This is a genomic window from Roseburia sp. OM02-15, from assembly GCF_003481835.1.
GTDB lineage: Bacteria > Bacillota > Clostridia > Lachnospirales > Lachnospiraceae > Eubacterium_I > Eubacterium_I ramulus_A.
In genome coordinates, this window is the sequence record NZ_QULX01000026.1 from 1 (window position 1) to 20,193 (window position 20,193).

The window sequence follows — 20,193 nt, forward strand, 5'->3', positions numbered from 1 at the left end:
TTAAAAGAAAAATGGTGCTGGATATAACACCCAACACCAAGTTTGTCTACAGTCTGAAGCTGTCTTTCGTATGAGAGACAGCTTCTTTCAAAAATGAACAGGATTATTTATTCGCACTGTCTGCATCAATGACAGACTGAATCTGTTTCATCAAAGCATCATAGTTTTCCTGATTATCAATTCCACCAAGCATAGGATCGCCTACAATATTGCCATTTCTGTCGACCAGGATTGTTGTAGGAAATGCCATAATGTTGGAGGCGTATTTACCTGCATCGGAAGTAGAATCGACGGAAAGATTGCGATATTTGGCACCCTGGCTTTTCAGAATATCTGCAGCTTCTTTTATAGCAGTTTCATTTCCATCGAAGGTTTCTGTGTTGATTCCTACTACTTCACCACCAGATGCTTTGATGGCATCGTTCAGTTCATTCAGTTTCGATAATTCTGCAACACAAGGTTTGCATCCGGTAAACCAGAAATTAACAACAGTTACGGCATTTTTGGAAAACAGGCTTTCGTCAACAGAATTGCCATCGAAATCCTTTGCGGAAAAATCTTTGAAAGGCGATACATCGTCGGAATTATTTTTCTGGCTGTTACTGTCGGATGCAGCATTTTTCTTTTCGATTGCAGTAATTTTTTCTTCAATTTCTCTGATTGTTTCAATATCATCATTAAGTATTTTCAGTTCATCCTCTGTGAAGGAGTCTTTGTTTGATTCCACAGTGCCTGCCAGATAATCGGCATAATTTCCACTCGGGTCAGCAGTACTTTTATTCATCATGCCAAATACCTTATCCCATACATCTTTATGATCTGCAAAAAGCTGGTTTTCCTGCTGATATAAATCATCAAGTTCAGAACTGGAATCATCAGAAGAGGCTGCGCTGGATTCTGTCTGTGTATCCTGCGGTTTTTCCGTGTTTGCAGGTTGTTTTCCGTTACATGCAGTAAGCGATAATGCTGCGCAGAGTGTAAAAATAAGTAATAAAGATCTTTTTGTTTTCATGAGTAATTGCTCCTTTTCGTAATTATATGATGTGCAGTAATTCTGCAAAGAATAAATAGTTACCGGTTGTTGCTCTTTTTTTTCTGACAGGGTTTTCCCATAAACTGATAATGGATGGCATCTTTCGGACAAGCCTTTATGCAGGCTCCGCATCGTATGCATTCTGGATGGTCTGGCGTCTTACATATATCCACATCCATTTTACATGCGGTTACACATTGATTACATCCGACACATTTGCTGTCCTCAACTTTGATCGTGAGAAAGCTTATCTTATTAAATAATGAGTAGATTGCGCCAAGAGGACAGATCCATTTACAGAAGGGTCTGTAAAACAAAATACTTAACACAACAACCGTAATTAAAATAAGACATTTAAAGGAAAAAAGAGTTCCCAGTGCAGATCGTATCGCAGCGTTTCCAAGTGAAAGAGGGATAGCCCCTTCTAAAACACCTTGCGGACAAATGTATTTACAGAAGAACGGATCGCCCATTCCGATTGAGTTCGTTATAAGCATCGGCAGAAGGATAACGAAAACAATAAGGATGATGTATTTCAGGTATCTGAGTGGTTTCAATCGGGCTGTTGAAAACTTTTTCCCGGGGATTTTATGAAGTAAATCCTGAAACCATCCAAAGGGACACAAAAAACCACATATAAATCTTCCAAGTGTTACACCGAGTAAAATAAAAAAACCGGTGATGTAGTAGGAAAATTTAAATCTGGATGATCCGACGACCGCCTGAAAGGCACCGATCGGACATGCTCCCGTTGCAGCGGGACAGGAATAACAGTTTAATCCCGGTACACATACTGCTTTTGCGTTCCCCTGATATATTTTACCTTTAAATAAATTGGGGATGTGGATATTGGTGAGCAGCGTGGCGGCTGCCTGTATCCATCCACGTATTCCGGCTGTTTTTTTTGATCGTGATTTCTTTTTCTTATTTTTCTTATCCAATTCCGACACACTCCAGACATAATTTTATTGCTTTTCCAAGCACGACAGCCGCTTCCCCGCGGATCGCACCATAGCTCACCATAGTGATCCCTGCGATAAGCACAAATGCCTGACTTATTTTTTTGCTCTTCAAGATATTTTTGCTCCTTTGTTCGTTGTATTTATTGACCAGCTGACTTTGATATTATACAATAGCTGTTGTAAAATTTTTGTTAAGAAACAGGTGAAAATATTTTGAGATTATTAATAGTTGAAGATGAAAAACAAATATGTGATATGGTTGCAAAAAGCCTGTATGCTGCCGGGTATGAAGTGGATACCTGCTATGATGGGGAAGATGCTTTTGAATGTATTCTGGCGGAGAATTATGATCTGATCGTTCTGGATCTGAATCTGCCCGGGATGGATGGGATGGAGATCCTAAAGGAACTCAGACAGAGAAATGAGGAGACAAAGGTTCTCATATTATCAGCAAGAGGACAGATCGCAGATAAAGTGGAAGGACTGGATGCAGGAGCAAATGATTACATGGAAAAACCGTTCCACTTACAGGAACTTGAGGCACGCATCAGAAGCCTGACAAGAAGAAAATTTGTGCAGAAGAATGTATGTCTGGAAAGTGGCGAGATAAGGTTCGACACGGTAAAACGTGAGGCATATGCAAAAGGGCAACCGGTCTCTCTGACAAGAAAAGAAAGTGGTATTTTGGAATATTTGCTTCTGAATCTGGGTCGACCAGTAAGCCAGGAAGAACTAATCGAGCATGTCTGGGATGCAACCGCAGACAGTTTTAGTGGATCCATCCGGGTGCATATGTCTTCGCTTAGAAGAAAGCTTAAGGCTGTGCTGGAATATGACCCGATTTTGAACAAAGTGGGGGAAGGTTACAAAATACGAGAGGAGTTTGAATGATGAAAAAAATGTCGCTGCAGTGGAGACTGACCTGTATCATTACATTATATATTGCAGTCATATGTGGCTGTCTGACAATGTTTGTTTATAAAAATGGTGTGTATTATATCGACTCCCTGCAAGAGACTGTTGATGCCCGGGAAGATGATAATGAAAATGATTCGGATGAAATATATATCAGCATTCCTGAGGATAAGTGGGATGAGTTTGCAAATGACTTTTCTTTGCAGGTGTACAGTAATAAGGCTGACTATAAAAGAAACAGTTTTATAATCTCAGCCGTACTGGCGCTTATGGGTGGGGTAGTGACTTATTTTATAAGCGGGCATGCACTCAGACCGATCCGCGAGTTTTCTGATAAAATCGAGGAGGTAGAGGCACAGAATCTGGCAGATTCCCGGATAGAAGAAAACAAAGTGAAAGAACTTAACCAGCTTAGTATTTCGTACAACAGGATGCTTACGCGCCTCTCGGATGCATTTGAGGTACAGAGGCAATTTACTGCAAATGCAGCGCACGAGCTCAGAACGCCGTTGTCTCTGATACAGGTACAGCTTGATCTATATAATGCAGCCCGTCATCCGGGGAATGATGCAGATACTATGCAAACGATAAAAATGGTTACCGAACAGAATGACAGACTCAACAAAATGGTAAAGACGCTTCTCGACATGAGTGAACTTCAGACTGTGGGACGGGATGAAGTAATTGCAGTGGATGCTCTTGTTGATGAGGTATTGGCAGATTTAGAACCGCTTGCACAGGAAAAGAATATAACACTGGTTGAAAACTGTAAAAATATAACGATGCGGGGAAGTGATATTCTTATTTACAGGATGGTATACAATCTTGTTGAGAATGCCATAAAATATAATCATGTTGATGGACAGGTAATAGTAACTGCATACCAGGAGGAAAACCATGTTCATTTATCCGTGGAGGATACAGGGAGCGGAATCCCGGAGGAACTTAAAGAGCGTGTGTTTGAACCGTTTTTCCGCGTAGATAAATCCAGAAGCCGGGAACTTGGCGGTGTAGGGCTTGGACTTGCGTTGGTCCGGGAAATTGTGCGGGTGCATGATGGCAGTATTACCGTCAGATCCAATCCGTCCGGAGGGACAGTTTTTGAATTACAGTTTATGCATCATATGTATTCAAATATTGACAAATCTCCGACATTACGATATAGTTGAAAGAACTTCGTGAGGGAGTAGTTTGCACAGTAAGAATTGTGTGATTTGTCAACAACCTGTTTATCATTTTTAGGATAATCTGGCAAATCTTAATGAATGAGACTCATGTATGTCATAAAGATTATTATTTGATCCTATGGCATGCCTGGGTCTCTTTTTTCGCTTGAGAGAAAATTGCATCAAAGTTCCTGTCAATGATATTCCCTGATGCGAGCTGTTAAATCATACATTATGGAGGAAATTGAATTATGGGTTACTTGGAACTGGCACTGATCGGTGTCGGTCTTTCCATGGATGCCTTTGCGGTATCTGTCTGTAAAGGCTTGAGCATGCGAAAAGTAGATAAAAAGTATATGTTTGTGCTGGCAGTATTTTTTGGAGGATTTCAGGCGTTGATGCCGGCATTGGGATGGCTTCTTGGAAGTCAGTTTCAGTCTTATATTACAGCCATTGATCATTGGATCGCATTTATACTGCTTGTGCTGATCGGTGGAAAAATGATTCTGGATGTGATCAAAGAAAAAGGAGAAAATGAAGAAGTCTGTCCGGATGACAGCCTGCGAATCAATCTGAGAGAAATTTTCCTGCTGGCAATTGCCACAAGTATCGATGCACTGGCAATCGGTATTACATTTGCTTTTCTGCAGGTGAGACTGATCACATCGGTAACAATCATCGGATGCATTACTTTCTGTTTTTCAATTGCAGGTGTGCTGATTGGAAATGTATTTGGAAGCAAATTTAAGGATAAGGCAACGATTCTGGGCGGTATTATCCTGATTGGAATCGGTGTGAAAATTTTAATCGAACATCTTGAAATTTTCGGATAGAAATAGCAGAAGAATATGTCATGCATCTCGCAGCAAGAATGCCGGGGTATTTATGAATTTGCAGCAGGAATGCGTGATATTCGTGAATAAAGAAAAAATATGGTATTGAGAAAGGATGAAAAGTATGATTTTGGCAATTATAGGTGTGATTATTGGATTTGTACTGCTGGTTAAAGGGGCAGATTTCTTTGTAGAAGGAAGTGGCTCCGTAGCAAAAAAGTTTAATATTCCGGTATTTATCATCGGAATGACGATCGTGGCGATGGGAACCAGTGCACCGGAATGTGCGGTAAGTATTTCAGCGTCATTACGGGGCATTAACGGAATGGCTATCAGTAACGTAATTGGTTCCAATATTTTTAACTTGCTTGTGGTTTGTGGTGTCTGTGCATTGTTCCAGCCATTGGTGATCAAGAAAGAGACATTAAAGAAAGAATTCCCATTTTCTGTACTGGTAGCAGTGATTATTGGCGTGATGGGACTGGCAGGAATGATGGTCGGACATATGGATGGAATTATTCTGGTTGTGATTTTTGCCTTGTTTCTGTACTGGATGGTTCGTTCTGCAAAGAAGTCCATGCAGGCCGGAGAAGATGTTGAAGCAGAAGAAATCAAGGACCTGCCAATCTGGAAATGTCTGGTGTTTATCGGTGGCGGCCTGGTTGCTATTGTAATTGGAGGTCAGATGGTTGTTAATTGCTCAGAAACGATTGCCCGCGGATTTGGATTAAGTGAGACATTGATCGGGCTGACTATCTGTTCCATTGGAACATCTTTACCGGAGCTGGTAACCTCCGTGGTAGCAGCTAGAAAAAATCAGGCGGGTATGGCGCTTGGAAATGTCATTGGTTCCAATATTTTCAATATTCTGCTGGTAGGTGGTCTGGCTTCTGCCATCAGCCCGATTGCTGTCAATATGAACAATTTGATTGATATTGTCATTTTAGTAGCAGTCAGTCTCTACATTATGATTCTTGTGTGGAAAAAGCAGCTTCTGACCCGTGCAGGCGGTGTAAGCATGCTTGCCATTTATGCGGCATACATGGTTTACATCTGTGTGAGAGAAGTGCTGTAATCCTGAATCTTTTTGATAACGGTCTGCATACCGTGAAAACGGTCTGTAGAGATCTGCTCTTTTAATGGAGTCTTTTCAAGAAAATCAATATGTGCCCCGCAGATTTCCTGCGGGGTACGTTTGTCAAAAAGGGCAACAATGACAGCTACAATTCCCTTTACGACTAGAGAATCACTGTCGGCACGTACATGAATCAGATCGTTTGAAAAAGAAAGTACGATCCACAGATCTGCCTGGCAGCCGGAGATTTTATTTTGTTCATTTTTTTCTTTGGCGGATAATGGTTCCATTTCTGCGGTCAGTTCCAGCAGACAGCTGTACTGCATCATCCAGTCATCGATTTCATTTTGATGTTGTTATACGCACAATAATCACCTCTGTCACTATTATACAACATATCACTAAATATTACTATATGATAAGAATAAAAATTTGACAAAAAATAAGCCTATTTCAAGGCTTTGCGGTACTTTTTTGCATTTCAATGTGTCAAACTCCCGTGAAATATCCGAAGATATAGGTGGAAAATTATTTCAAAAGTAGTATAATGAAAAAGTAAAATCTATGCAAGAAGGAATACGGAAACCAAATTTATACTATATTTTACTTTTGAAACAGCGCATGTGAACGGTCATAAATTTATCTGTAAAAACGGATAAAAAATATTGAAAAAACCAGTTGACGTTGAAAAAAAAGTATGATATAGTATCAGAGTTGTTGAAGACAAAGTAGAGTATCCACTCTCACCTCGGCGCGAATGAGCGACCGGCGGTTATTATTCAAATACTTTTGATTTGATTGTGGATAGTCTGCCTATCCACTTTTTTTATGGAGGTGCAAAACCATTAGCGATTTAATGATTAATGAACAGATCAGAGACAGAGAAGTTCGTGTAATTGGTGCAGATGGTACTCAGCTTGGTATCATGTCTGCAAGAGAAGCGTTCAAACTGGCGCAGGAAGCAGAGCTTGATTTAGTAAAAATCGCTCCGACTGCTAAACCGCCTGTTTGCAAGATTATTGATTACGGAAAATACCGTTATGAAATGGCGCGCAAAGAGAAAGAAGCTCGCAAGAAGCAGAAAACTGTGGAGATCAAGGAAGTGCGTTTGTCACCGAATATTGAATCCAATGATTTAAACACCAAAATAAACGCAGCCAGAAAGTTTATCACAAAAGGTGATAAGGTGAAAGTATCCCTGCGTTTCCGTGGACGTGAGATGGCTCATGTTCAGAACAGCAAACACATCTTGGATGATTTTGCTGAGGCGCTTTCTGAAATAGCGACAGTGGAGAAGGCACCGAAGATGGAAGGCCGCAGCATGACAATGGTGCTGGCCGAAAAACGTTAATTAGACTATTTATCAAGGAGGAATTTCATTATGCCAAAAATGAAAACCAGCAGAGCAGCAGCAAAACGTTTCAAAAAAACAGGAACAGGACAGTTAAAAAGAAATAAAGCTTATAAGAGTCACATCTTAACAAAGAAAAGCGCTAAGAGAAAAAGAAATCTTAGAAAAGCAACTATCACAGATGCTACTAATGTTAAGAACATGAAGAAAATCTTACCGTATCTGTAAGATAGAAGATTAGGAGGATGACGTAAATGGCAAGAGTAAAAGGCGGATTAAACGCAAAAAAAAGACATAATAGAACATTAAAACTGGCTAAAGGTTACAGAGGAGCAAGATCCAAACAGTACAGAGTTGCAAAACAGTCTGTAATGCGTGCTCTTACAAGTGCTTATGCAGGAAGAAAACAGAAAAAGAGACAGTTCAGACAGCTCTGGATCGCTCGTATCAACGCTGCAGCTAGACTGAATGGTTTATCTTACAGCAAATTCATGTACGGCTTAAAACTGGCTGACATCGAGATCAACAGAAAAATGCTGGCTGAGATGGCTGTAAACGATGCAGAAGGATTTGCTGCATTAGTAGAAGCTGCAAAAGCTAAATTAGCTTAATTATCAGATATATTTTATATTTGATCGGATGATATCATTTGTTTTCTGGTTGTGGAATCATACTACATGATTTTACAGCCGGAAATAGAATGAATCCATATGATTTTAACGTGTAATTGTGTATATTTGACAGAATTATATAAAAAATCAGGAAAATTTGAAAAAAGTGTTGACAGCAAACGATTGTTTCTGTATAATACCGATTGTTGTGGTTCGTTGGTCAAGCGGTTAAGACGTCGCCCTCTCACGGCGAAAACAGGGGTTCGATTCCCCTACGAACTGTTTAGATTTTCAAAAAGTAAATAAGGGATGGTTCGTTGGTCAAGCGGGTAAGACGTCGCCCTCTCACGGCGAAAACAGGGGTTCGATTCCCCTACGAACTGTTTAGATTTTCAAAAAGTAAATAAGGGATGGTTCGTTGGTCAAGCGGTTAAGACGTCGCCCTCTCACGGCGAAAACAGGGGTTCGATTCCCCTACGAACTGTTTAGATTTTCAAAAAGTAAATAAGGTATGGTTCGTTGGTCAAGCGGTTAAGACGTCGCCCTCTCACGGCGAAAACAGGGGTTCGATTCCCCTACGAACTGCTCTGTTTTTTATAAAACAGCCCAACCCGAAAGATACTGCAGGTAACAGATGTTGCTTGCAGTATTTTTTTAGTTATAAATAAAAATCTGGTTTGGGTGTATTATTCAATCGGCATTGTGAGAGGAGCATAAATTTGTTATAAAGGGATTGAGCGTTGACGATTTTTTGACATTTATAGATTATACTAATTCAGATAAGAAACTACGGGAGGAGCATCAATGGCTTATAAAATATTGATTGTGGATGATGAAAAAATGATGACGGAATTACTTTCGGATCATTTACGGGATTGCGATTATGAGACAATCACAGCAAATGACAGCAGGGAAGCAATAGAATTACTACAAAAGAATCCAGATTTAATCATTTTGGATATTAATATGCCGGACATGGACGGTTTGGAGTTGTGTCGGAATATCCGAAATCATGTGGATTGTCCGATTCTTTTTGTCACGGCACGGATTACCGAACAGGATAAAATCAATGGATTGCAATATGGCGGCGATGATTATATTACAAAACCGTTTAGCTTGAATGAACTGACAGCACGTATTGCAGCCCATTTGCGGCGCGATGAACGGAATAAACATAAATCCAACACGGTTGTTTTGACATCCAATGACCTGATTGTTAATTTAACGGAGCGATCCGTGTATTATCACGACAAACAGATTCCATTTTCCAGACGGGAATTTGACCTGATCGAGTTCCTGATCACAAATGCTAATCAGGTGTTTGACAGAGAGCGTATTTATGAAGCGGTATGGGGATATGACGCAGAGGGCGACAGCAATGTGGTGAAGGAACATGTGCGGAAAATACGTGCAAAATTAAATGAAGCAACAGGACAGGATTACATAGAGACAATCTGGGGAGTGGGCTACAAATGGAAACGTCAGTAAAGAAAATCAAAAAATTACCCTTGCGTAAATATCTGGTCTTTAGCGTATTGATCACGCTTGCAATTATTGTATTGTTGTCAGCCGCGACTATTTTTGGATGTATGACTTTTCGAAAATATTTGCTGCCAGAGTCGAACAATGTGTTTTTGACAGTGGATGAAACCTATGCGGACGGAACAAATGTATCTTATTCTATGCGGGTCAAAGTTGGCGAAGAAGGCGCAGAGCTTCCGGTTCTAATGTCAGAAGATGGAACGGCTGCGGCATCAAAGCAAACAAAGTATACAATCCAACGGATTGAGAACAGTGTGGATTCTTTAACACCAAAGAGAAAACTGGCATATCGTTTTTGTGGTGCGGTCATGATCGTGTTTCCATTATTGTTTTCGATTGTTGGAATTTTGTTGTGTGGATTCCATTTTTATAGGAAGAAACTTTCTGTTCCGCTGAATTTATTGTCTGATGCTACAAAACAGATTTCTGACCGGGATCTGGATTTTCATTTACAATATGAAAATGAGGATGAAATGGGAATACTGTGTGGTTCCTTTGAACAAATGCGGCAGACATTGCGTGAAAATTATCGGGAAATGTGGAATCTGCTTGAGGAACGAAGACTGTTACAGGCATCAATCGCGCATGATCTGAGAAATCCCATTGCGGTGATCGAAGGCTATACGGAATATCTGCAGATGAATCTTGCCAAAGGAAAGCTGAATAATCAAAGAGTTTTGAAAATTGCGGAGAACTTAAATCTGGCTGCCCGACGACTGGAGCATTATACAGAGTCAGTTCGTACGCTGAACCAGATGGAGGACATGGAAGTCAATCGACAGAAGGTGAAAGCGTCGGATTTTGTTTCTGACATGGAAGAGGATCTGCAGATCATGGCGCAGAAACGTAAGATTCGTCTTACAATGGACATTGTATTGGAAAATATAGAAATCTGGGTGGATCCGTCTATTTTGTATCGCGTGTTGGAAAATGTTTTCGGCAATGCGCTTCGCTATGCAAAAGAACGTGTACGGATAGAGGTGTCGTTAGAGAATCAATTATTGTCATTTACGATTATCGATGACGGAAATGGATTTTCGGAGGAAGTGCTGACAAGGCAGAAAAAACTGCTTCTTGCAAAGCCTTCGGAGGATGGACATCTGGGAATGGGACTGGCGATCAGCAGAATCCTGTGTAAAAAACACGGTGGCTGTCTGGAAATAAGAAATGATGTGGGACATCATGCGGTCGTGAACGTAACATTTTCGGTAAACGATACTTTATAAAGTAGACACAATGAGAAGAAGGATTACATAAAAATGGACATAAGAAGTTTGACTGATTTTTGACTTTTGTATGATAAGGTCTCCTTGTAAGCTGTAAGGCAATAAATGCAAGGAGGTCCTTTTTTATGAAGAAAATATTTGCGGTGCTGATGTCACTTGTTTTGGGTGGTTCATTATGTGCCTGTGGAAATGGTGTTCAAACACTGGGAGAAAATACAGGAAAAGAAAGTAGTGGCAGTTCTGTATCGGAAGAACAGGCAGTGGCTAGAGGAATAATGAAAAAGCAGTCGACCCAAGAACAATCATCAAAAGGGCAGGCAGTAGAAGGTTTGCAGATTTTGAATGATTCGGATCATTTGGCGAATTGTTACACGAAGGACGGCTATTATTATTTGACGAAGGATGCCACAGAACTGGAAGACGGTACGTGGGGAACACACCTGATGTATATGGATTTTGCAACCAAACAGGAGGTGTATTTGTGCAGTAATGCGGGATGTAAGCACAATACGGCGGATTGTCCGTCGGTGTTTCTGATGAATGAATTTCCACTTTATGCAAGTGGTATTTTTGTTTATGGGCATAAATTGTATGTGCTGAGCAAGGAAAGTGATAACGAAGGTTCCGTGACGCAGGATTTGGTGGTTAGTTCCGATGATGCCGCAGTTGAGACGGAAGCTGCAAAGGCAGTGTTGTATGAAATGAATCTTGACGGTACCAATCGGCAGAAAGTGTTTACGTTTGATGCCGGACTGACCGTAGAAGATGTTGTACTTGGAGATGAGTCCGGACTTTATTTTGTGACGAAAAAGTTATCCAATACGATGGGAGAAGGGAATAACAGCGTCACAACGTCAACCGACAGAAAACTTGTGTTTTGGAACAAAAGCACACAAAAAGCGGAGGATATCTGTTCACTGAATTATGAGGATGGTATCAACTGGAAAATGATTGGTTGCATGGATAATGCCTTGGTATTATCTGGAACAGATTATGGAAAGGCGCTTACAACGGATGATTACACTAAAAGTGATGATGACTGGAACAATATGTATAAAAATTCCAGTGAGGTTGTGGCTACTCTAGATTTGAATACAAAAACGCTGGATGAAAAATATCGGATGGACAATGCGACATTACATAGTATCGCGGTTATGGATGGAACACTTTACGTGTCAAATTCTGAGACTGGAGAGATAAAAACTATTAATCTGACGACAAAGGAAGAAAAGGTACTATGTACGCTGGCGCAGAATTACATTATGAGTACGTTTGCCCATGTTTTGTGCTGCGATACCTGGAATGACGAAAATGACCGTACTTATTATTTCGTAAACACAGATACCGGCGAAGTGCAGCATTCTTCCCTTGTAAATCAGGCACTTGGCTGGAATCTGGAGTTTAAGGCAGAGGTGGGTTCGCAGATTTTGGTGATTTATGATTATGAATACACGCCACTGGGCGATAATTCCTATGATATTACGCAATACAAATATGCACTGATCGATAAGTCAGATTTGTATGCAGGAAATGCAAAGTATGAGCCGATCCTGATGGTTGGAAAGGGGTGTTAGTGTATGCTTTGTCTTACGAATATAACAAAAAAATACAAAGAGAAGCTGGCGCTGGATGATGTGTCGCTGGAGCTTGCTCCCGGTATTTATGGGCTGCTTGGTCCAAACGGAGCGGGAAAATCTACGTTGATGAATATTGTTACGGGAAATCTGAAGCCGGATGGTGGGCAGGTACTTTGGGATGGAAAAGAGATCAAAAGTCTTGGTGCGCAGTATCGAAGTATTATTGGTTATGCACCGCAGCAGCAGGGGCTGTATGATGCTTTCACCGGAAAACGATTTTTAGCTTATATGGCGACATTAAAAGGCATTTCAAAAAAGGAAATGCCCGAAGAAATTGCGCGGGTATTGTCCTATGTGAATATGACGGAAGCTGCAAACCGTCCGATCGGTACTTATTCCGGTGGCATGAAACAGCGTATTTTGATCGCGCAGGCCATATTAGGGGATCCGAAGCTTATTGTGTTGGATGAACCGACGGCAGGACTTGACCCCAAGGAGCGGGTGCGGATCAGAGAACGAATCGCAGCGCTTGCTGGAGATAAAGTGATTTTGGTATCCACGCACGTTGTCTCTGATATAGAACCAATTGCAAAGGAAATCATACTGATCAAGTCTGGAAAAATCATAGATCAGGATACGGTGGAGCACCTTTGCGGCAAATATGGCAGGGTAAATGGTCTGGAAGAATTGTATATGCGAATTTTTGAGGAGGATACCTCATGTGCAGACTGATTTATTATGAACTTGCAAAAATATGGCGTAAGCGAAGTTTAGCATTGTCCGTTTGTGTGTTGCTGATTTTAAACCTGTTTCTTTTGTGGTATGTCAATTGTTCGAATGGTGAAAATGTGCCGCTTTCTGCTTATAAGTCTTTTCAAAATGAGATAGCGGAAATGTCTGAAATCGAAAAAGGGGATTATATTTCCAATCTGAAAGAGACGATGGATGGTGTCTGCTTAGTTCAGAATGTCTTGGATATGCAGAAAATGCAGGGAGAAAGCGGAAAGGCGCTTGCCGAACAGGAGATGACTGCGAATCCGGGAGTTTTTGAAAAGTATTATAAAACATATCAAGCGGGCAGCTATTTGCATTTTACGGATTCTATCTGGCAGGAAAAGAATCTTATTGATGAACTTTATAATGAACAGCAGAAAGCGGCAGGTTATGAGGAATATTTGCAGTCTGTGCAGGGAAATAAGGCAAGTTTAAGTGGTATTTCGATCTTTGGTAATCAGGATAAAAATAATTTTTCCACAAGAAACATTGAAAAAAGTGCAGAGGATTATGCGGCATTGTCGGATCAAAATATTCGATGGATGCCGTCAAAAGCACTTTCGGTTTCCATGGAAAATATATGGACGGATCTATTTCTGATTCTGTCGGTATTTCTGTTTGCCGGGAATTTGATTTTTGAAGAAAAAGAGAAAAAGCTTTTTTATATTACACGAAGTACGAAAAGAGGGCAGTTTCAGAGTATTTGTGCCAAGCTGACAGCGTTGCTGATTCATTGTATAGCAATTGCGGCGTTGCTTTATGGCTGCAATTTGATTTTTTCGGAAGTTACGATTGGCTTTGAAGATGTGACAGCAAGTATTCAATCGATAGATGCTTATATGGAAAGCAATCTGAATATCAGCGTTTTAGGGTATATTGCAGGTTCGGTTTTGACAAAGAGTACAGTGCTTTTTGGCATGGGAGCGATTCTTACGGCGCTTTGTATCCTGACGGATCAAATGTTTTTGCCTTATCTGGCAGGGATGCTGTTCTATGGCTGCAGTTACTTATTGTATCTGCTGATTCCGGCGGTTGGAAAAGGTTCGCTGTTTAAATATATCAATCTGATCGGGCTTATGAAAACAGAAAATCTGTATGGAAGCTATTTGAATTTCGATATTGGCGGATATCCGGTTTCACGATTACTGGTTTCATGGAGTGTGATCATTATGCTTGCTGTGTTTGGAATTGCTGCTTTGATTTTGCTTTTTCTGCATGGAACAAATTTTGAGTTGAGCAAGAGACAGTCAAAACAGCAAAGACCGTTTTACACGCATGCATCATTACTCCGTTATGAGAGTTATAAAATAATGATTATGAATCGGGCACTTGTGATTCTTTTGTTATTTAGTTTTGCGATCGGTGGTCGCGTTTTGAATCAGAAATATAGTCCATCCGTGCAGGAACAGTATTATCAGAATCTGATGATGCAGTTAGAAGGGGGACTGACGGAGCAGAAAGAAGCGCTGATTTTATCGGAACAGGAGCGGTATACGCAGGCGTTTTCTGAAATTGAGAAAATTGATGGGATGGTTTCGGACGGTGAGATTGATGAAAGCATGGGAGAGCAGTTGAAGGCAGACTGGTATGGGATAACATTTTTCTATCCTTCATTTCAACGGGTGATGCAGCAGTATGAGAACATACAGGAAGACGGTGGTGAGTTTATCTATGACACAGGTTATCTGTATTTCTTTGGAAGAATGAATGACGATTATCTGATTGATCTGTTGCTGCTTTCACTGTGTATGGTGATCGCATTTGGAAATGTGATGGCAATGGAATACCAGAGTGGTTCATGGTATTTGTTGTGTGCAACGAAACAGGGAAGAAAGAAAAGTATTGTTAGAAAAATGGTGGTTTGCATGATGGCGGCAATGATTATGTCAGTGCTTCCAATGATATGTCGGTTTGTGAATATTTCGTCAGTTTATCCGTTGCATGAATTGACAGCAGCGATTACGGATATACCATGTTATCAGGAGTTTCCGCTGGCAATTCCGGTATGGTTTTTCGTATTGTTATTGCTTTTGACCCAAATGGCGTCAATGATCGCAGTTGTGATTGTGGTTTTGTTGATTTCGTATTGGAGAAAAAATTATATTCAGACGATGTTCTTTGCAATACTGATTTTGGTTGTGCCGATTGTTTTGAAACTACTTGGATTTGAGTTTGCGGGATGGGGTTCGGTTTATTAGACCATATGGAAATGATCTGTGCGATTGTTTGATAACGATAGAAATTTATATCGTTGAAAAACGCCTGCGTGGGTAGTTAGAGGTACCCATTGACAGGCGTTTTATTTACGAAAAAATATTATTATAATTTTAATAATCAGAGCATGCGCATATTATTTGTTGTTTTTAGCAGGATGCTTTTACATCAAAATCCGGGTTAAACGCATAGAAGTTCTTGGAATTCAACCGGTCGGTCACGAGGCGGAGTCCTTCTCCGAAACGCTGGAAATGAACGATTTCGCGTTCCCGCAGGAAACGGATCGGATCACATACTTCCGGATCTTTGACCAGGCGCAGAATATTGTCGTAGGTGGTGCGGGCTTTCTGTTCCGCAGCCATATTTTCGAAAAGATCTGTGATGGCATCACCTTTTGACTGATATTCGCAGGCATTGTTCGGAATGCCGCCGGCAGCTACCGGCCAGAGACCAAGGGTATGATCCACGTAGTAGGTGTCAAAGCCACTTTTCTGGATTTCTTCCGGTGTCAGATCCTGGGTTAACTGACGGACGATGGCGCAGATCATTTCCATATGAGCTAATTCTTCTGTTCCAATGTCGGTCAATAACCCTGCTACTTCCCGGTAAGGCATCGCATATCTCTGGGACAGATACCGCATGGAAGCGGAGAGTTCTCCGTCCGGTCCGCCAAACTGGGAGATGATAATCTTCGCGATCGCCGGATTGGATTTCGTGATACAAACCGGATACTGTAATCTTTTTTCATAATTCCACATAAATTAGTAGTACCCCCTTTCCCATGGCCACGGTGATACGGCCCACTGCCAATAATTCTGCCTTTGTTCTCCGGTCTGGGTAAGGGGACCGAATTTTGTTTCATATTCTGCCACAAAATGGTTATATTTGTGTTTCATATGCTGAAAATAATCCAGCGCATCCGGATCTTTTGGATGGGTATCCAGAAAGAGGGTAATATCGCTGATGGCGAATCCACACTGGTAAATGGCGTTCATCAGCCGCTGTTTTTCTACATTACATGCTGCGTTCACGACACATACCTCCTTTCCCGGTAAACGGTTTATCTAATTCGGCAAAAATAGTACCGACCTGAAGGGCGCGGTCCAGATCATACAGATTCCGGAACTGCTGCCAGGGAACGTAGGCCATGGCAATGGTCTGGTTCTCACAGTCGGGACGTTTAAAATCCGTCATATACGGACGATCAGAGTTCATAGAATTGCAATTACAGTTCAAAATATGATGTCCTTTCCTATTCTAAGGTTTGTTTTATCATATGAAAAGGCAGGGGATAGTGTGCAAATGGTAACTGATTGTTTTTTGTTAAGTACCCCAGGTGTTTTCTATTGACCGTGCAGGGGTTAGGCTTTAAACTAATGGCAGGGATAGGAGAGACCATAGGAAAGGGTGATTAGTTTATATGAGAGGATTACACACACAGGTTTCGGATTTAAGGAAAGATGTTTTTGTTGAGGTTGCGCGTATTGCGTATGAGTCTGAAAATATCAATGATGATTTGGAGGCAATTCCATACAAGTTATCTCCGGATGAGAATCCGCGTTTCAGAGACAGTGTTTACAGAGAGCGTGCAGTAAGTTCCGAACGTACCAGACTGGCACTTGGATTATCTCTTCGACCACAGAATAAACCGGTTCATATTACAAGCGGATTGGATGAAGCAACCGTGGATGAGATGTATTATGAGCCACCTTTGATGCAGGTAATTCCGTCTGCATGTAACGCATGTGAGGATAATGTATATGAGGTAAGTAACCTCTGCCGTGGATGTCTGGCACATTCCTGCATGGAAGTATGTCCGCGGGATGCGATCACACATGTGGATGGACAGGCACATATTGATAAGTCAAAATGTGTCAAATGTGGAAAATGTAAAAGCGCCTGTCCGTATGATGCAATCGGTAAAAAGGTGCGTCCTTGTTCCGTTGCCTGCGGTATTAAGGCAATTGAATCTGATGAATATGGCAGAGCTATTATCAATCAGGATAAATGCTTATCCTGCGGTATGTGTATGGTAAGCTGTCCGTTTGGTGCCATCGCAGATAAATCCCAGATTTTCCAGCTGATTCGTTGTATGAAAAACGGTGGAGAAGTTGTTGCGGAGATCGCACCGGCTTATGCAGGACAGTTTGGCAAAGAGGCGACACCGGATAAAATTTATGCAGCACTGCTGAAATTAGGATTTTCACAGGTATATGAGGTAGCACTTGGTGCGGATATCGGAGCTGTGACAGAGGCACATGATTATGTTTACCATGTAAAAACAGGAGAAAAGCCATTCCTGCTGACATCCTGCTGCCCGGCATGGTCCATGTTGGCGAAAAAACAGTTCCCGGAGATCATTGACAGTGTATCCAAGGAGCTGACACCGATGGTGGCAACCGCCCGCAGTATCAAGAAAGAACATCCGAATGCAAAGGTTGTATTTATCGGACCGTGTGCGGCAAAGAAACTGGAAGCTATGAGAAAAACAGTCCGCAGTGATGTGGATTTTGTTATTACATTTGAAGAACTGGATGCCATGTTTGAGGCGCGTGGCATTGATCCGAAGACGATTGAGAGTCAGGGACATCTGCATGATGCAACTGGAGCTGGTCGTGGTTATGCGGTAGCCGGAGGTGTGTCTCAGGCAATCGAAAACTGTATCCATGAGTATTATCCGGATGTAGAAGTGCTGATTGAGCATGTCGAAGGTTTGGATGAGTGTAAAAAGGTACTGATGCTTGCAAAAGCTGGTCGGAAGAACGGATATCTGATCGAAGGCATGGGATGCCCGGGCGGATGTGTAGCCGGAGCTGGTACGCTGATTCCGGTACCGAATGCGAAGAAGGAAGTACAGCAGATTGTTAAGGATTCTACAAAAAAACTGCCTCCGAAACAATTACGGGAGATAGAATTAAAATAATTTATGAAGATTGACACAAGTCAGATCAATGCGATCAGGCACAAAGACGGACCTGAGCTTGTGCTGGCGGGACCGGGGTCTGGAAAGACTCTGGTCATCACCCGCCGGGTGCAGCATCTGATCGAACAATACCATATACCGCCATCCTCCATTCTGGTCATTACGTTTACGAAAGCGGCAGCCACGGAGATGAGACAGCGGTTTGAAAAATTAATGGGCGGCAGGAGAGTATCGGTATCTTTCGGGACTTTTCATGCGGTCTATTTTATGATTTTAAAACATGCCTATGGCTATACGGCAGATAACATTGTAAAAGAAGAGCAGCGATTGCAGTTTATGAAGGAATATATTCACCGACTGCGTCTGGAATATGATGATGAGAATGAATTTATTTCCAGTCTGTTCTCTGAAATCAGTCTGGTGAAAAACACATCGGTAAATCTGGCACATTACTATTCATCCTGCTGTGGACAGGATGTCTTTCGAAAAATATTCGAAGCTTATGAATCCTTTTTACATCAGAACCGGCTCATTGATTTTGATGACATGTTGGTATATTGTAAGGAACTGCTGGTGCAGCGTCCGGATATTCTGGCGGCATGGCAGCGGAAATATCAGTATATTCTGATCGATGAGTTTCAGGATATCAATCAGATTCAGTATGACATTATCCGAATGCTGGCGGCACCGCAGGATAATCTGTTTATCGTCGGTGATGATGATCAGTCCATTTACCGATTTCGTGGGGCAAAGCCGGAGATTATGCTGAATTTTACAAAGGATTATCCAAATGCCGGAAAAATAATACTGGATACCAATTATCGTTCCGGAGCGGAGATCGTCAAGCAGGCGGGAAATCTGATTTCCTTTAATGAAAAACGATTTGAAAAACAGATTACACCGGCAGCAGAAACGGGGATTCCGGTGGTAAAACAGGAATTTCAGACACAGCGGGAACAAAATTTGTATGTGATACAGGAAATTTTGCGTCTGCACCGGGAAGGAATGGAGTACAAAGATATGGCAGTGCTGTTCCGTACCAATATGCAGCCACGCTTTCTGATGGAAATGATGCTGGATTACAGTATTCCGTTTACGGCAAAAGACCGGATCCCGAATATTTACGATCACTGGATCACGCGGGATTTGTTTGCGTACATAGACATTGCCAGAGGTGACCGCAGCCGCGGCAATTTTCTGAAGATCATGAACCGTCCGAAACGGTATCTTTCCAGAGAAAGTCTGCCCTATGAGGAAGTTGCTTTTGATGTGTGGGAAGAATTTTATGAGGATCAGGGGTGGATGGTGCAACGTTTGGAAAAATTGCAGATGGATCTGAAGGTGATCGCGGGAATGCGCCCGTTTTCTGCCATCAACTATATTCGCAAAGGTGTGGCGTATGAAAATTATCTGCGGGAATATGCGGATGTGCGCCGGATTCCATTCGAAGATCTGACAGACGTGCTGGATGAATTGCAGGAAAATGCCAGAGGATTTGATACCTTTGACACCTGGTTTGAGCATATCGAACAGCTGCGGGAAGAACTGGAGGAACAGGCAAAAAGCTACAAAGCGACAGATGGAGTAAACTTAAGCACATTACATTCATCCAAAGGATTGGAATACGATACGGTATTTCTGGTAGACGTAAACGAAAAAGTCATGCCAAATAAAAAAGCAGTGCTGGATGCAGATTTGGAAGAAGAACGCAGAATGTTCTACGTCGGAATGACGCGGGCGAAGAACCGGTTGTATCTGCTCTGGTCGCATCAGATTCGAAATAAAGACATGGATCCGTCACGGTTCCTGACAGAGTGCGAATCTGCCAGAATTAAACGATAGAAGACCAATAAAAAGATATTATCTTGTGTATCATAAAAGCAAAAATGTACTAGATAAAAATATATTAACCGCTGGCTTTTCATAACCTAAAAACCAGTCACAGAAGAATAAAATTCACAAAAGTAAAAGAAGGGAGAGTCAAATTTTTC

Annotated in this window: 21 protein-coding genes and 4 tRNA genes; 18 read left to right on the forward strand and 7 right to left on the reverse strand. The window is 41.6% G+C overall.

What is annotated here, in order from left to right; all coding sequences use genetic code 11:
• Nucleotides 1–103 precede the first annotated feature (103 nt).
• From DXB15_RS15170 to DXB15_RS15180, 3 genes are read right to left on the reverse strand one after another with little or no spacing between them, the layout of a single operon-like run.
• Nucleotides 104–1,012, reverse strand: coding sequence for a TlpA disulfide reductase family protein (locus tag DXB15_RS15170; RefSeq protein WP_109216959.1), 909 nt, complete (start codon nucleotides 1,010–1,012; stop codon nucleotides 104–106).
• A 59-nt stretch (nucleotides 1,013–1,071) separates the two neighbouring features.
• Nucleotides 1,072–1,983, reverse strand: a complete 912-nt coding sequence (locus DXB15_RS15175; protein WP_118703410.1) for a 4Fe-4S binding protein — start codon at nucleotides 1,981–1,983, stop codon at nucleotides 1,072–1,074.
• Nucleotides 1,967–2,107 (reverse strand): CD1871A family CXXC motif-containing protein, encoded by a 141-nt coding sequence (locus DXB15_RS15180; RefSeq protein ID WP_109216957.1) that lies wholly within the window; start codon nucleotides 2,105–2,107, stop codon nucleotides 1,967–1,969. Before DXB15_RS15180 ends, DXB15_RS15175 begins: the two co-directional genes overlap by 17 nt.
• A gap of 143 nt (nucleotides 2,108–2,250) precedes the next feature.
• On the opposite strand from DXB15_RS15180, the gene DXB15_RS15185 reads away from it, so the two are divergent.
• From DXB15_RS15185 to DXB15_RS15200, 4 genes are all read left to right on the forward strand, one after another.
• Nucleotides 2,251–2,886: a response regulator transcription factor gene (locus tag DXB15_RS15185; protein ID WP_242979931.1), complete on the forward strand. Its 636-nt coding sequence runs from the start codon at nucleotides 2,251–2,253 to the stop codon at nucleotides 2,884–2,886.
• Nucleotides 2,886–4,079, forward strand: coding sequence for a sensor histidine kinase (locus DXB15_RS15190; protein WP_118703411.1), 1,194 nt, complete (start codon nucleotides 2,886–2,888; stop codon nucleotides 4,077–4,079). The genes DXB15_RS15185 and DXB15_RS15190 overlap by 1 nt, the downstream gene beginning before the upstream one ends.
• A gap of 248 nt (nucleotides 4,080–4,327) precedes the next feature.
• Nucleotides 4,328–4,909 carry a manganese efflux pump MntP gene (locus tag DXB15_RS15195; protein ID WP_109216954.1) on the forward strand — a complete coding sequence of 194 codons (582 nt, stop codon included), beginning with the start codon at nucleotides 4,328–4,330 and terminating at the stop codon, nucleotides 4,907–4,909.
• Between the two features lie 115 nt (nucleotides 4,910–5,024).
• Nucleotides 5,025–5,984 carry a calcium/sodium antiporter gene (locus DXB15_RS15200; RefSeq protein ID WP_118703412.1) on the forward strand — a complete coding sequence of 320 codons (960 nt, stop codon included), beginning with the start codon at nucleotides 5,025–5,027 and terminating at the stop codon, nucleotides 5,982–5,984.
• On the opposite strand, the gene DXB15_RS15205 is transcribed toward DXB15_RS15200, so the two are convergent.
• Nucleotides 5,957–6,325, reverse strand: coding sequence for a SufE family protein (locus DXB15_RS15205; RefSeq protein ID WP_256385927.1), 369 nt, complete (start codon nucleotides 6,323–6,325; stop codon nucleotides 5,957–5,959). The genes DXB15_RS15200 and DXB15_RS15205 overlap by 28 nt on opposite strands.
• A 515-nt stretch (nucleotides 6,326–6,840) precedes the next feature.
• On the opposite strand from DXB15_RS15205, the gene infC reads away from it, so the two are divergent.
• The 12 genes from infC to DXB15_RS15265 all read left to right on the forward strand — a co-directional run bounded on the left by infC (nucleotide 6,841) and on the right by DXB15_RS15265 (nucleotide 15,263).
• Nucleotides 6,841–7,335, forward strand: a complete 495-nt coding sequence (infC, locus tag DXB15_RS15210; protein ID WP_021739128.1) for a translation initiation factor IF-3 — start codon at nucleotides 6,841–6,843, stop codon at nucleotides 7,333–7,335.
• 30 nt (nucleotides 7,336–7,365) lie between these two features.
• Nucleotides 7,366–7,563: a 50S ribosomal protein L35 gene (rpmI, locus tag DXB15_RS15215; protein WP_021739127.1), complete on the forward strand. Its 198-nt coding sequence runs from the start codon at nucleotides 7,366–7,368 to the stop codon at nucleotides 7,561–7,563.
• Between the two features lie 26 nt (nucleotides 7,564–7,589).
• Entirely contained in the window at nucleotides 7,590–7,946 is a 357-nt protein-coding gene (gene rplT, locus DXB15_RS15220) for a 50S ribosomal protein L20 (protein WP_109217041.1), read from the forward strand.
• A 210-nt stretch (nucleotides 7,947–8,156) separates the two neighbouring features.
• Nucleotides 8,157–8,228: transfer RNA gene (locus DXB15_RS15225), tRNA-Glu, on the forward strand.
• Between the two features lie 29 nt (nucleotides 8,229–8,257).
• Nucleotides 8,258–8,329, forward strand: a tRNA-Glu gene (locus tag DXB15_RS15230).
• Between the two features lie 29 nt (nucleotides 8,330–8,358).
• Nucleotides 8,359–8,430: transfer RNA gene (locus DXB15_RS15235), tRNA-Glu, on the forward strand.
• 29 nt (nucleotides 8,431–8,459) lie between these two features.
• A tRNA-Glu gene (locus DXB15_RS15240) sits at nucleotides 8,460–8,531 on the forward strand.
• 219 nt (nucleotides 8,532–8,750) lie between these two features.
• A complete protein-coding gene (locus DXB15_RS15245) occupies nucleotides 8,751–9,434 on the forward strand; it encodes a response regulator transcription factor (protein ID WP_118703414.1) in 684 nt (227 codons plus the stop codon).
• Nucleotides 9,419–10,714, forward strand: a complete 1,296-nt coding sequence (locus DXB15_RS15250; protein ID WP_118703415.1) for a HAMP domain-containing sensor histidine kinase — start codon at nucleotides 9,419–9,421, stop codon at nucleotides 10,712–10,714. The genes DXB15_RS15245 and DXB15_RS15250 overlap by 16 nt, the downstream gene beginning before the upstream one ends.
• A 125-nt stretch (nucleotides 10,715–10,839) precedes the next feature.
• Entirely contained in the window at nucleotides 10,840–12,288 is a 1,449-nt protein-coding gene (locus DXB15_RS15255; protein ID WP_118703416.1) for a hypothetical protein, read from the forward strand.
• Between the two features lie 3 nt (nucleotides 12,289–12,291).
• Nucleotides 12,292–13,023: an ABC transporter ATP-binding protein gene (locus DXB15_RS15260; RefSeq protein WP_109216903.1), complete on the forward strand. Its 732-nt coding sequence runs from the start codon at nucleotides 12,292–12,294 to the stop codon at nucleotides 13,021–13,023.
• A complete protein-coding gene (locus tag DXB15_RS15265; RefSeq protein WP_118703417.1) occupies nucleotides 13,011–15,263 on the forward strand; it encodes a hypothetical protein in 2,253 nt (750 codons plus the stop codon). Before DXB15_RS15260 ends, DXB15_RS15265 begins: the two co-directional genes overlap by 13 nt.
• A 165-nt stretch (nucleotides 15,264–15,428) precedes the next feature.
• Here DXB15_RS15265 and DXB15_RS15270 read toward each other — a convergent pair whose 3' ends face one another.
• The 3 genes from DXB15_RS15270 to DXB15_RS15280 are packed head-to-tail and all read right to left on the reverse strand — an operon-like array spanning nucleotide 15,429 to nucleotide 16,515.
• Complete coding sequence (locus DXB15_RS15270; RefSeq protein ID WP_109216901.1) at nucleotides 15,429–16,037, reverse strand: manganese catalase family protein; 609 nt, start codon at nucleotides 16,035–16,037, stop codon at nucleotides 15,429–15,431.
• Nucleotides 16,038–16,040: 3 nt separating this feature from the next.
• The gene (locus DXB15_RS15275; protein ID WP_109216900.1) at nucleotides 16,041–16,310 is read right to left on the reverse strand and encodes a spore coat protein CotJB; all 270 of its coding nucleotides are present in this window, start codon (nucleotides 16,308–16,310) and stop codon (nucleotides 16,041–16,043) included.
• The gene (locus tag DXB15_RS15280; RefSeq protein ID WP_242979928.1) at nucleotides 16,294–16,515 is read right to left on the reverse strand and encodes a spore coat associated protein CotJA; all 222 of its coding nucleotides are present in this window, start codon (nucleotides 16,513–16,515) and stop codon (nucleotides 16,294–16,296) included. Before DXB15_RS15280 ends, DXB15_RS15275 begins: the two co-directional genes overlap by 17 nt.
• A gap of 184 nt (nucleotides 16,516–16,699) precedes the next feature.
• On the opposite strand from DXB15_RS15280, the gene DXB15_RS15285 reads away from it, so the two are divergent.
• Complete coding sequence (locus tag DXB15_RS15285) at nucleotides 16,700–18,202, forward strand: 4Fe-4S dicluster domain-containing protein (RefSeq protein ID WP_109216898.1); 1,503 nt, start codon at nucleotides 16,700–16,702, stop codon at nucleotides 18,200–18,202.
• A 3-nt stretch (nucleotides 18,203–18,205) separates the two neighbouring features.
• The gene (locus tag DXB15_RS15290) at nucleotides 18,206–20,044 is read left to right on the forward strand and encodes an ATP-dependent helicase (RefSeq protein WP_118703418.1); all 1,839 of its coding nucleotides are present in this window, start codon (nucleotides 18,206–18,208) and stop codon (nucleotides 20,042–20,044) included.
• Nucleotides 20,045–20,193 lie beyond the last annotated feature (149 nt).